Here is a 12,491-nt window from a genome sequence, read left to right on the forward strand (position 1 = left end):
TGCGCAGGATGAACAGCGCCATGGCCAGCCGGTAGGGCCAGCATCGGGAAAGATGATAGTGCCAGTTTCCAATCGCTCTATCATTGCCGCGGCGGCGCGGTAGGATGCCACGAGCAAGATTTTGGGGCATGCCCAGATGACGATGAACCTGATCATCCGCATTGACCGCAAGGATGAACGATCCCTGCAAGTCCAGATCTACGAGGCGCTGCGCGACCAGATCCTGAAAGGCACGTTGGCGGCGGGCAAGCGCCTGCCCTCCACGCGCAGCATGGCAGACCAGCTCGGCATCGCCCGCAACACGGTGACGCTGGCCTATGAACGCCTGGCCGCCGAGGATTATATCACTTCGCGGGCCAAGGCTGGCATCTTCGTCAACGAAAAGCTGCCCGACGCCACCGTCCTGCTGCGCAACGGGCACGCTTCGGTCCAGCCGAGCCGCAAGCGACTGCGTCTGGGCAAGAACCCAAGTTTTTCCGGGCGGGCGCCCCAGCTCTGGCAAGAGAAGCGCTCGCGTCCACAGTTCGATTTCTTCGTCGGCCGTCCACACCCCGAGAGTTTCCCGACCAGCTTCTGGCAGCGCGCCACCGCGCGACATCTTGCCTATGCGCGTGGCATCCAGACCGAATACGGCGATCCGCGCGGACTACAGACGCTGCGCGAAGCGATCGCGGCGCATCTGGGCGAAACACGTGGGATCGATGCCAGCGCCGATCAGGTCATGATCACGTCCGGTATCCAGGGCGCGCTCAACCTGCTGGCCAGAATTTTCATCACCGACCGGTCGAGGGCGAGCGTGGCGGTCGAGAACCCCTGTTATCAGGGTGCGGCCTATCTGTTCGGCAGCTATGGCGCCAGCATTCATCCGATAGGCGTCGACGAGCAGGGTATCGTCGTTTCGCAACTCGAAGGCTTCCTGGGCAATCTTGTCTATGTGACGCCGTCCCATCAGTTTCCGACTGGCTGCACGCTCAGCCTCGATCGCCGGCTGCACCTCCTCGACTGGGCCTATCAGACGGGCAGCTATGTCATCGAGGATGATTACGACAGCGACTTCCGCTACGATGGGCCGCCGCTCACCGCGCTGGCCGGGCTGGACCGGAACGGTCACGTCATTTATCTCGGCACATTCTCCAAATCGATCGGTGCCGGGCTGAGAGTGGGATATGCGGTCATGCCGCGTCATCTTCTGGACCAGGCGCGGCTGGTGAAGACGCTGACCGACAACGGCGCTCCCTGGCTCGAACAGGCGGTGATCGCGGACTTTCTCAAGGAAGGCGCATTCCTCCGCCATCTCCGGCGCATCCGCCGATCCTATATGGGCGCGCGCGACACGGTGATCCGGTCGATCGAAGAGCATTTTCCCGGTGGTGCGTTGCTGGGGCGGGAGTGCGGCATGCATATGATGTGGACATTGCCGCCCAATCTCCCTTCCGCGAACGACATGCAGCGCATAGCGCTGAACTGCGGGGTCGGCCTCTATCCGTTCGCGGGGGCGGCGACGCAGGAATATGGCAATCCCGGCCGCTTCCGCGAACGGTCGCTGGTGCTCGGCTATACCGGGCTGTCGGAAGAGGCGATCCGCGAAGCCTTTGCGCGGGTGGCCACAGTGGTTGGCCTACGGCGCTAGGCCGCACGAACTGGCACCACCTATAAAGCCGGGTATGGCTCTAGGGTTTGGGCCGATAGGTTCCTAGCCTTCCTGAAAATCATCGGCGTCTCTGTGGCGCGCGCTGACGACAAGACAGGAGGATTGGATATGCCTGACTACAAACTTCTGATCGGCGGCCGGCTGGTCGATGGCGACGACGTGATGGGAATAATTAACCCCGCCACTGAAGAGGTGTTGGCCTTTTGCCCGCGCGCGTCGGCGGGGCAGCTGGACGCCGCGATCATGGCGGCGAAGGAGGCCTTTCCCGCCTGGGCGCGGACACCGATCGCGGAACGACGCGCGATGATCCTCGCCCTTGCGGACTGCATGGAGATTCATGCGGAAAGCCTGGCGCGCCTGCTCACGCAGGAACAAGGTAAGCCGCTGAGCGAAGCCACGGCCGAGATCGCCTACAGCATCGCCTTCATCCGCCAACTCGCGACCCACGACCTGCCGGTACAGGTACTGGAAGACAATGACAGCCGCCGGGTGGAACTGCACCGCCGCCCCCTGGGCGTGGTCGGCGCGATCATTCCCTGGAACTTTCCGGTGCTGATCGTCGCCTTCAAGCTGCCATTCGCGCTGCTGGCGGGCAATACGCTGCTCATCAAGCCAGCCCCCACGACGCCTTTGTCGACCCTGCGCATGGGCGAGATGATGGCGGGAATCTTTCCCCCCGGCGTGATCAACATCATTACCGACCAGAACGACCTCGGCGCCCGTCTCACGACACACCCCGATGTCGCGAAGATCAGCTTCACCGGATCGACCGAAACCGGCCGAAAGGTGATGGCGGGCGCGGCGGCCTCGATCAAGCGGCTGACGCTGGAGCTGGGCGGCAATGACGCGGCGATCGTGCTGCCCGATGCCGACCCGGTGAAGGCCGCATCGGGCATCTTTGGTGGTGCTTTCATGAACGCCGGACAAGTATGCCTCGCCATCAAGCGCGTCTATGCCCATGCGGACATCTACGACGCGCTCTGCGTGGAACTGGCCAGGATCGCCGAAGAGGCTGTCGTCGACGATGGGCTGAAGCAGGGCGCGCAGATCGGCCCACTCCAGAACCGGGCGCAATACGACAAGGTGCGGGCGCTGCTCGAAACGGCCCGATCGGACGGCACGATCATCGCCGGAGGCGAAGTTCTGGACCGCCCGGGCTATTTCATCCGGCCCACCATCGTGCGCGATATCAGCGACGGCGCGCGGTTGGTGGACGAGGAACAGTTCGGTCCCATCCTTCCCATCATCCGCTATGATGATCCCGACAATGCACTGGCGCGGGCCAATGCGTCCGACATGGGCCTGGGCGGCTCGATCTGGTCGTCCGATCGCGACGCGGCGCACGATCTCGCCATGCGCATGGAGGCCGGCACGGTATGGATCAACAAGCATCTTGATTTTGGCCCGACCGTTCCTTTCGGCGGCGCCAAGCAATCCGGACTGGGCGTCGAATTCGCAGAGGAAGGATTCCACGAATTCACCCAGATCCATGTCATCAACGAAGCGAAGGGATGATCAGCACCGGGCCAGGCAGACTGATACCCCAAAAAACGCCTCGATCACCGCCCGGCGCACGTAGTGACTAGCCGCATGGATGTACCGCAGCAGGGGACTCCGTCTTCCCCGTACGGGCGTAGGGTTTAGTGACAGATGTCATTCTGACGGCAGCCGCAAAACGGCCTGATGTGGTCGACGCCTCCCGGCATTCAGATTTTCGGGAGCACCGTTGGAATCGCCACAAAAGGCGACGTTCGGCGGCCAGGGGTGGAGCGTCTAACTGGTCGTAGGCTCACCCCCTAGCCGCACATTGGAATGTCGAGGGCTGGGAAGCAGCGGTCATCCGAGATGCCTTCGCCGTGTGGCGGCTCTGCCCAAATGCGGTCATTCCAACGTGTCAGAGCCGGGGCGGTGTTGGGCCCAGATGGTGGCGAAGGGTCGGGCTGTTTTCGGGTGGCAAGATGACGGTATCTGTCATCTTACAAGGAATTCTGCACACAGACTGTCCCATGCAGACCGTTTCGGACATCGAACGCGTCAGTTCGACATTCTATTTTTCTTCAAAGTGATCTTCTTTGGCAAGCAAATGCCGATCTTTGGCGATCAAGTCAGGCCGGCTCGAACCCGACATGAGATAGGTCCGCCAGAAGTCGGTGGTGAAACGGGCGACGGCATCGACGATATGCGCAGTGGCGCGCATGACAGGCATCCGTTTCGACTGGCCGCCCAGCATCATGTGATTGGCATCTTCGAGAACGAGCAGATACTTGCTCCCGGTCGGCATGGCCGCAAACGGCCGGGTACGATCCTGGGGCGCCACACTGTTGAGGAATGGCAGTTCGTCGCGTGTGCCCGTGATCGAGAAGAAGGGAATGGCGATCCCTCCGAAAGCCGAACGGTCGTCCTGCCTCAGTGCTGGTTGCGGACTGAGCGCAATCGCCGCCTTGATACGCGGGTCGTGCATGATCGCCGCGCCGCCGTAGCGCGCGCCCGACACGGCCAGCACCGTCTGGGCGCCAAAGCTGTGGCCCGCCATGCCGACGCGGTCCATATCGAGCCGTCCGAGATCGCATGCCCCTTCACGCCCGCCCTTTGCCAGCCGGTCGAGCACGAAATGGACATCGTCAACGCGCGCTTGTAGCTGCTGGCCGTTCATGGCGCTGCGCCGACCCTGCATGGGCCGCATTCTGCCCTTCCAGATCGCTGCATCGCTGCCGGCATGCTCAATATTGACGGTTGCGAAGCCTGCCGCGGCCCAGACCGTCACCCAATTCGTTCCGGCGTCAAGGCTGCCGCCCAGGCCATGGCTGAAAAGAATGACAGGGACTTGGGCGCGTCCTTCGGGCATCCGTATTCGCACCGGAACGGGACGACCGCTTCTTGCCGCGTCGGTCCAAGTCGCATTGCAGATGGCGGGCGCGGCGAAGGCCTGAGCCGGAGAAAAAGCGGTGGCGCCTATTGCCACGGCGGCTGCAGCGAAAAGCGGTTTCATGGCGCCAACTCCTGGGTCTTCCGGTGCTGTAGGACAGTGCCCGGCGGCGAGAGCGCGATGCGCACAGCGTAGCGCAACCCTTGCGCGGTTTTCATATCCTGCAACAAGTCGCGCCATTCGCGAAAGGCCAAGCGTACGGGATTGGTTTCAAGCCCCCTGCCCTTGAGCCCGAACACCACGGGTTCCTCGGCTCGCTCGGCGCGGAAGGTCCCGAACAGGCGGTCGAAGACGATGACCACGCCGCCGTAATTGCAGTCGAGATAAGCGTCGTTACAACCATGGTGCGCGCGGTGGTGGGACGGCGTGTTGAGCAGCCATTCGAGCGGCCCCAAGGACAGCTTCGCCTCGGTATGGAGGAGGAACTGGTAGCGCAGATCCAGCGCCAACAGCAGCACCACGAGCCGAGGATCGAACCCGGCGAACACCAGCGGCACATAGCATACCCACCCCGCCGACAGGAGGTTGGTCCAACCGAGCCGGAGCGAGGAAAGCAGGGTCATCTCCCCGGGTGAATGGTGAACGGCATGCGTCGCCCATAGCCAGCGGACCCGATGGCTGGCGCGGTGGAACCAGTAATAGGCGAACTCGACCGCCAAGAACCCGGCTACCCAAGTCTTGCAGTCGTCGAGCGGAAGATGGATGGGGGCAATCTTCCACGCGGCATCGAATACTGCCCCGATGACCACGCCATTGAGGATGGCGGTCGGAATGTTGCCGACGGCAAGGCCAAGCGTGGTCAGCGCATTGCCGCGATCGTAGCCGCGCCCGCTGCGCAAGCGCCAGACGATCTCGGCGAACACCAGCCCGACCACGACCGCCAACCAAGCCGGTGAACGGGTGAGCAGTGCGTCCACGTCACATCCCTCCCCGCATCGCCCGCGCGTTGGCGCGGAAGGCGGTGAGTTCGGACTGATCGACGAATCCATCGTGGTTGGCATCGGCCATGTCGAACATCGTGGTCGGCGCATGCGCCAGTTCCTGTCGCGTCACCCTGCCGTCATGATCGGCGTCGGCGCTCGTGATGAGTGCATCCATCTTCGCTTTCGCTGCGGCAAAGGCCGCCAGACGGGGAAAATCGGCGGCACTGATCACGCCGTCGTGGTTGCGATCCAGTTCGGCGAACCGGGCGCTCCGGCCCGCCATGAATTCATCGCGGCTAATGCGGCCATCGTGGTTGGCGTCCGCGCCGGCGAACATGTCGGCAAAGCGGCCACCCCTTTGCGCATGGGCCGTGCCGGCGATGGCAAGGGTGGCGGTCGCGGCGATGAAGAGGGAAATTCTCATGATGCTATCCTTGTGAAAGTCGGCCCGGCCTTCTGGGGGGAGAGGGCAAGATGGCCGGGCCGAGTGGCGGGGCGGGCTCAGTTCTGGGGCGGGGTCGAGCTCACCGTTCCCGACACGGTGCCGGTGCGGCCATTCGGGCCGGTCACCGTCGATGAGACGCTGCCTGTACCATTGCCGTTAGCAGTCACACTGGTCGAGCGGCCCCAGGTCTGGCCGTTGTTGGTGGTGTGCGTGGCGCCGCCCGAATAGTTGCCATTGACCCAGCTACCACCGCGCGTCGTCGTGGCGCCCGTACCCGAATTGGTCTGGATGCCGCGGGTCACACTTGTGCTGCCAGGCTGGCGGTCGACGCTACGCGACAGGGTGCCGCCACGGCCGCCAGTACCCTGGACCGAAACCGCGCCGCCACGCGGCCGCGCTTGCACAGGAACAGCGGCAAGGCTGGCGGCGACGGTAGCGCCGGCAACGAGAGCGATAGCAAATTTCTTCATGGCAAATCTCCAAAACGTGGATCGGCCGTTCGCGTCCGATGCCATCAATCTGGAATGAGGGTGTAATTGCTGTGCGAGCGGCGGATGAGCGTGTGTGAAGAAATGTAATCATGCCGATCGTCGCTTTTCCTTGGCCCGTCCCACAAGCATGATGGGCCTATGGACAGCCAGACCGTCATTGCCGTCGTCGAGGACGATCCCGAGATCGGCCCCCTAGTTGCAGCCCTTTTGCGACGGGAGGGGTTCGAGGCGGAATTGTGCCCGACGGGCGAAGCATTCGACCGCCTGCGCGCGCGACGGCGGGTCGATCTCGTCGTGCTCGACGTCATGCTGCCGGGCGAGGACGGGCTTTCGATCTGCCGCCGGCTCCAGGCGGAGGGCGAAGTGCCCGTGCTGATGGTTACTGCGCGCGGCGATGACATCGACCGCATCGTCGGGCTGGAGATCGGCGCCGACGACTATCTGCCCAAGCCGTTCAACCCGCGCGAGCTGGTGGCCAGGGTCCGCGCGATCCTGCGCCGCACCCGAGACAGGCATCGGGTTGCCCCCATGCCAGCCGCCGAGGAACGCTGGCGTTTCGAAGGGTTCGAGCTCGATCTGGCGCGACGGACGCTGATCGATCCTGCAAGTAGGGAAATCGAGCTCACTGGGGGTGAATTCGACCTGCTTGCGGCCTTCGTGCGCCATCCACGGCGGGTGCTTTCGCGCGATCAATTGCTCGACTGGACGCGCGGGCGCGATGCGCAGCCCTTCGACCGCGCGATCGACGTGCAAGTGGGCAAACTGCGTCGGAAGCTGGAAGCTCATCCGGCGGGCGCGGGCCTGATCAAGACGGTGCGCGGCGGGGGCTATTGTCTTGCCGCCCAAGTTGAGCGTGGTTGACCACCATGCAGCGCGGCACGCTCTCCTTCCGCATCACGGTGTTGCTGGTCGGCAGCTTCGTCCTGCTGCAGCTTGCGGTGTTCGCGCTGACATGGACGCCAGGAAGGGATGAGCCTTCGGGCGGCGGCGGGCTCCCCAGCGTCGCGCAAGTGCGCGCGATGGTCGATCTGATCGCGGCCGTGCCTCCGCCACGCCGCGTCGCGGCCGCGAAGGCGTTCGACGGCGCCCTCTATCACGTGCTGGTCGAAGGCGGGCCGCTACCACCCACGGCTGAAAGCGCGCAGGCCATGAACATCGGTCGCGTCTACAGCAGGGGATTGCCCGGATATCGCCTGTCCGTAACCGGACGTGCGGCACGGTTTCGCAGGCTGGCGCGATTGAACCCCTGGCCTGGATGGATGTCCGATCCGCTTGCCATCCATGTCACACTGGGCGGCGACCAGCCCGCCATGCTGACGATCGAGAGTCAGCCGTCACAGCCGGTTCGCACCCTGCTTCGCCAGCGCGCGGCGCTACTCGGGGTTGGTGGGATCGCGGCGCTGGTGGCGCTGGCCTTCGCGGTGCGGGCGACAACGCAGCCGATGGCGCGGCTCGCCCGCGATATCCGCACCTATCGCGGCGAACCGGATTCCCCCGATCTCGCCGTCGCAGGTTCTCCCGAACTGCGCGAGCTGGCGCAGGCCTATAACGAGATGAAGGGCCGTATTACCGAGCTGATGGCCGAGCGCACCCGTGTCCTTGCCGCAATCGCGCACGACATGCGCACCTATATCACTCGCATCCGCCTGCGAGCCGAGTTCATCGACGACGCGGAGCAGCGTGAACGCGCCGCGCGCGACCTCGACGAGATGGCGGCCCTGCTGCAAGACACGTTGCTCCTCGCTCGGGCAGAGGCCAGCAGGGCCGGGATGCGACGGTCCTTGGATCTCGCCGCCGAGTTGCGCCGCGCCGTGGAAATTCACCAGGAAATGGGCGATGCCGTAGTTTTGTCGCTTTCGGTCGAGCAGGCAAGCGTTGTCGCCGCGCCGCTTGCGGTACGCCGGACATTGACCAACCTGATCGACAACGGCCTGCGCCATGGCACACAGGTTGTCCTGTCGCTGTGCGAGGATCGAGGGCGGTGGCGGATCGACATAAGCGATGATGGGCCGGGCATAGCGGCCGATAAGCTCTCCGGATTGGGCCAGCCGTTCGGCAGAATCGATCCCTCGCGCGATAGGAGCGCCGGCGGCGGAGCAGGGCTTGGGCTGGCGATTGTCCGTGCGCTGATCACCGCCCAGGACGGCGAGATCGCATTCGCCAATCGGGACAAAGGAGGCTTTCTGGTCAGCATTTGGCTTCCGGCCAGCCTTTAGCATACCTGCTAGGCCAACCCACTCGCATCAACATCGGCCAATGGCGTCTCAGCGGCAGAGCCTGTCCCCTCCGCAGCCTGAGAACCAATATCTAACGGTCGGAGGCGTGCAGATGAGCCAAGTCGATGTAGGGCAGCTCTATAGGCATAAGCCTCGCCATCGCGGGCTCCGACCGATCGACCGATAGTCGGCCCTTGGAAAGCATCGATTGATCCCGCATCAACGTGAAATGGTCGCCTGCCCCCGCGTCGATTCATGAGGCTCGAACAACTGTTCCTTCCAGTTTCCCGTCGTTCGGGCGAGCCCACACGAACGTCTTGGTCTGGTCAGGAGCTAGCGCTTTTGACCAGTTGCGGGATTGGGGCGCAAACCGCCTTAATTGCTAACGTTCAGGCCCCTTGGCTGGAGCGTCGGAACCGGTTGTTGGTCTATGTTATCGCAGCGCACTGGAAGCGCCGCCACCATTGAGCAATTCGTCGAAGAGGCTGACGCTTATATCCATTGGTACAATGAGAAGCGGATCAAGATATCTCTTGGCGCCCTCAGTCCAATCGACTACCGAAAAAGTCTTGGCTTTAGCGTATAAAAATCTGTCCGATTTTTCATTCGCACCCGCCCCGGATCAACTCTCAGTACCAATCAACAATTATAAGTCTTTCAGCGCCCCCGGCCATCTCCTCAATAACTGTGTTCCATTTATCTCTTTCGAAGATCCTCTCGGGAAACCCGGGATGCTTCAGCTCGGTGTTTCATGCATCGCCGCAGAGCTGTTGTATGTAGGCCAACGCGCTGGCAGTGGGCGCTTTGGTTGGCTTTAGCTCAAGCCCGATCAAACCCTTGTATTCGAGCTGTTTCAACAAGGCGAGTTGCGCCGGCCAGTCGATTGTGCCGGAACCCGGCTCTCCCCGGCCAGGGGCATCGCCAATCTGAATGTGGTCTGTAAGATGGATGACGCGCGGCAATTCTTTCGCCGGATATTCCCCTTCCACCACCGAGTGATAGAGATCGCAGATCAGCCTGACGCGCGGCGAGAAGAGCATCTCCACGACACAAGCACTGTCCTGTGTTGTCGAACACAGGACCCCAGGATGATCATGGCGCGTATTGGCCGATTCCAGATAGATCGTGACGCCGAGTTCCTCTGCGATCGGCAGCAACCGCACCAGCGCATCAGCGAAAATGCGCAGCTGGACCGGGCGGGTCAGCCATGGAACTGCGCGCCCCGATGTCACCACCACATTGCGGCAACCCAAAAAGAGCGCGTCTTGCGCCGCCTTGCGGAAGATGTCGCAAAAGCCCTCATGCGTTTGCGGATCGACCAACTGGGTTACATAATCTGCGACAGTGCTGACAAGCTGCACCGAATTGCGCGCCAGCGCGGCGCGAATTGCGGGAAGATCGCGCCCCTTGAGCAGGAAAATTTCCACGTAACGGAACCCGACAGCGGCGGCATCGATTCTCTGCTCAATTGTTTCACCAGCATCCTGGAATGCATACTCAAGATTGACTGAAATTTCGAAGGGCGTGCTCTGTCTCACCTGAGGGTGCGTATCCGCGCAAATGTCATTGATGGATTAAGGGCCTGATCCAAGGGGGCGTCCAGTCGCACACCTTCTCCCAAAAGCGTGAACGTGGCCGCGCCGAAGCCTTTTTGAAGCAATCCAAATCGGCAATCGGCGACCGTTATCTAAACGGCGTTTATTTTAAGTCCTGCGCCCGGTCAAGCCCTATGCCCGGTCCTGTCACTGCGGATGAGTGCCCGTAAAAGGCAAGCACCGCTTCGCAAGAACGTCCTCACGCAGCAATTTGCAGTTTCAAATGTTTTGCGGACGGAATCCACTTGGACAAACCGGGCAAAGAATCGCTTGCCAGTCCGCGCTCACGCATTCTAAACGATGTTTAGTTTAGAATCGGCGGGACAATGCCGCGCTGGGAGAGAAAATGAACCCGTTCAGCCGTTTCTTCGCCGGTATGACCCTGCGCCCGCAGGGACTTACTCTGATAGCGGCCGGCTTTTTGCCGGTATTCGCCATCGTCACGATGTTTCCCATCGTGGCGGCGATGATCCAGCATTTCAGCAACGATCCGGCTGCGGCCAGCAAGGTGCCCCTTACGGTGACCGCACCGGGGCTTACCGTGGCGGTGCTCTCGCCCTTTGCCGGGCTGATTGTCGACAGGTTTGGGCGGCGGCGCCTGCTGCTTGTCAGCACGCTGTTATATGGCGCCTTGGGCAGCGCGCCGTTCCTGCTTGACGACGTCGACCAGATTTTCGCGACGCGCCTGCTGCTGGGGGCCTGTGAAGCGGGCATTCTCACCATCGTCAACACGCTGATCGCAGACTATTGGGACGACACAGGACGCAAAAACTGGCTGTTTGTGCAGGGTTTCGTCGGCACATTTTTCGGCTCTGCAGCCATGCTGGCGTCCGGCCTGATCGCGGGCGTGCGATGGAACGGCGGCTTCCTGATCTATCTGGTCGCCTTTCCGATCGTTGCTGCCATGCTGGTATTCATTTATGAGCCCCAGCCCAAGGATCAGCGCCCCGAAGCGGCCACGCGCAGCCGCACGCCTTTCCCGTGGATCGAGGCCATTGCGGTGGTACTGGTCACGTTCTCAGCATCTGTTCTCTACTACCTGTTCATCGTCAATGGGAGCATCGCCTTTGCCGAAATCGGCGTGAGGGATCCTGCTGAACTTAGCCGCCTGACCTATATTCCCAGCCTGTTTGTCATGCTCGGTGCGGTGATCTTCCGTATTTTAGCCAAGCGGTCCAATGCAATCCAGTTGACGGCCTTCCTCCTTTTTCTTGGAACCGGTCTGGCCGGCGTGGGGATGGCCAAGAACCTGCCCTCGATGATTCTGGCTGTCACCGTTCAACAAATCGGCGCCGGTATGGCCGTGCCCACGCTCATCGCCTGGGCCCAGACAAAATTCAACTTTGAACACCGAGGGCGCGGCATGGGCGCCTGGACCAGCGCCTTTTTCATGGGCCAGTTTGCCTCGGCATGGGTCGCTAATGATCTGGCGCAGGCAGCAGGCTCCATGCGAGGCGGTTTCCTGATCGCGGGAATGATCGCCGTGGCCTCTTGCGGCGCGGTCATTCTATGGGGCCTGCTGGAGTGCAGAAAAGCTCGCATGGCTATTTGAGAGGTAACCATGCAACCAATGCCATCATTCCATGGTGATCCACGCCCCCCGCAGCGGCAGTCAAACTGCCCGCGCAGGACCGTAGCAAGGCCAGCCAGGAACGCATGCTTGCCGCCACGCTCCAGCTGATCGCCCACCATGGCAACGACGACTTCACGCTGAAGGGTGTGGCCCTTGCCGGCAAGGTTTCGGTTGGCTCGATCTACCTTCGCTATCCCTCCAAGGACAGACTGATCCGCACGGTGCTCAGCCTCGAGCTGGACAGGATAGCCGCAGAAGATGAGAAAATGGTCCGAAGCGTTCTGAACAAGGCGGACGATCTGGCCGAGGCGGTCGCGCTGTACATTGAAGGATATGGGCACCTTTTGGCCACCAACGCCCTGATCCTGCGCACCGCGATGAACCGCGCCGAACATGACCCGGAACTGTCCGTTATCGGCAAGGCTCAGGCGGAACAATCGGCCGTCGCGGCCATGCAGATATTCCTTGCCTTGCCCCAAGACATTGGCGGGTCGCGCAAGCAGGCTAAAGCGGACGTCGCCTTTCGCCTTATCTTTGCGGCGCTGGCGTGGGAATTTGGACTGGGGACAACCCGCGATTCTGCCCGGTGGATCGATTGGGCCGCGTTTCGGACAGAGCTGGCACTTGCCTGTCTGGCCTATTTGCAACACGCGCCCTGCGAATTTGCATGA

General features: G+C 62.2%; 11 protein-coding genes and 1 pseudogene. 7 read left to right on the top strand and 5 right to left on the bottom strand.

The genetic code is table 11. The features are described from left to right. Positions 1 to 142 precede the first annotated feature (142 nt). Both FHT19_RS18025 and FHT19_RS18030 read left to right on the top strand, forming a co-directional pair. Positions 143 to 1,630 carry a PLP-dependent aminotransferase family protein gene (locus FHT19_RS18025; protein WP_169476218.1) on the top strand — a complete coding sequence of 496 codons (1,488 nt, stop codon included), beginning with the start codon at positions 143 to 145 and terminating at the stop codon, positions 1,628 to 1,630. A 129-nt stretch (positions 1,631 to 1,759) separates the two neighbouring features. Beyond that, positions 1,760 to 3,166: an aldehyde dehydrogenase family protein gene (locus FHT19_RS18030; RefSeq protein WP_169476219.1), complete on the top strand. Its 1,407-nt coding sequence runs from the start codon at positions 1,760 to 1,762 to the stop codon at positions 3,164 to 3,166. Positions 3,167 to 3,698: 532 nt separating this feature from the next. Here the strand turns inward: FHT19_RS18030 and FHT19_RS18035 are convergent. The 4 genes from FHT19_RS18035 to FHT19_RS18050 all read right to left on the bottom strand — a co-directional run bounded on the left by FHT19_RS18035 (position 3,699) and on the right by FHT19_RS18050 (position 6,415). Beyond that, positions 3,699 to 4,640 (bottom strand): dienelactone hydrolase, encoded by a 942-nt coding sequence (locus FHT19_RS18035; RefSeq protein WP_169476220.1) that lies wholly within the window; start codon positions 4,638 to 4,640, stop codon positions 3,699 to 3,701. Then, positions 4,637 to 5,494, bottom strand: coding sequence for a sterol desaturase family protein (locus FHT19_RS18040; RefSeq protein WP_248290544.1), 858 nt, complete (start codon positions 5,492 to 5,494; stop codon positions 4,637 to 4,639). Before FHT19_RS18040 ends, FHT19_RS18035 begins: the two co-directional genes overlap by 4 nt. A 1-nt stretch (position 5,495) precedes the next feature. Further along, positions 5,496 to 5,924: an EF-hand domain-containing protein gene (locus FHT19_RS18045; protein WP_169476222.1), complete on the bottom strand. Its 429-nt coding sequence runs from the start codon at positions 5,922 to 5,924 to the stop codon at positions 5,496 to 5,498. Positions 5,925 to 6,001: 77 nt separating this feature from the next. After that, a complete protein-coding gene (locus tag FHT19_RS18050) occupies positions 6,002 to 6,415 on the bottom strand; it encodes a hypothetical protein (RefSeq protein ID WP_169476223.1) in 414 nt (137 codons plus the stop codon). 159 nt (positions 6,416 to 6,574) lie between these two features. On the opposite strand from FHT19_RS18050, the gene FHT19_RS18055 reads away from it, so the two are divergent. From FHT19_RS18055 to FHT19_RS18065, 3 genes and pseudogenes are all read left to right on the top strand, one after another. Beyond that, positions 6,575 to 7,297, top strand: a complete 723-nt coding sequence (locus tag FHT19_RS18055) for a response regulator (protein ID WP_169476224.1) — start codon at positions 6,575 to 6,577, stop codon at positions 7,295 to 7,297. 5 nt (positions 7,298 to 7,302) lie between these two features. Next, on the top strand, positions 7,303 to 8,652 hold the full coding sequence (locus FHT19_RS18060; RefSeq protein WP_169477529.1) for an ATP-binding protein: 1,350 nt from the start codon (positions 7,303 to 7,305) through the stop codon (positions 8,650 to 8,652). A 454-nt stretch (positions 8,653 to 9,106) separates the two neighbouring features. Next, positions 9,107 to 9,238: pseudogene (locus FHT19_RS18065) on the top strand (IS3 family transposase); the annotation flags it as partial. A gap of 163 nt (positions 9,239 to 9,401) precedes the next feature. On the opposite strand, the gene FHT19_RS18070 reads toward FHT19_RS18065, so the two are convergent. Next, entirely contained in the window at positions 9,402 to 10,190 is a 789-nt protein-coding gene (locus FHT19_RS18070; RefSeq protein WP_169476226.1) for a TIM barrel protein, read from the bottom strand. A 403-nt stretch (positions 10,191 to 10,593) separates the two neighbouring features. Here FHT19_RS18070 and FHT19_RS18075 point away from each other — a divergent pair, with 403 nt between their 5' ends. Continuing rightward, the gene (locus tag FHT19_RS18075) at positions 10,594 to 11,799 is read left to right on the top strand and encodes an MFS transporter (RefSeq protein WP_169476227.1); all 1,206 of its coding nucleotides are present in this window, start codon (positions 10,594 to 10,596) and stop codon (positions 11,797 to 11,799) included. 104 nt (positions 11,800 to 11,903) lie between these two features. Then, positions 11,904 to 12,491: a TetR/AcrR family transcriptional regulator gene (locus FHT19_RS18080; protein ID WP_168558101.1), complete on the top strand. Its 588-nt coding sequence runs from the start codon at positions 11,904 to 11,906 to the stop codon at positions 12,489 to 12,491.

Source organism: Novosphingobium sp. SG919 (genome assembly GCF_012932495.1).
Taxonomy (GTDB): Bacteria; Pseudomonadota; Alphaproteobacteria; order Sphingomonadales; family Sphingomonadaceae; genus Novosphingobium; species Novosphingobium rhizosphaerae.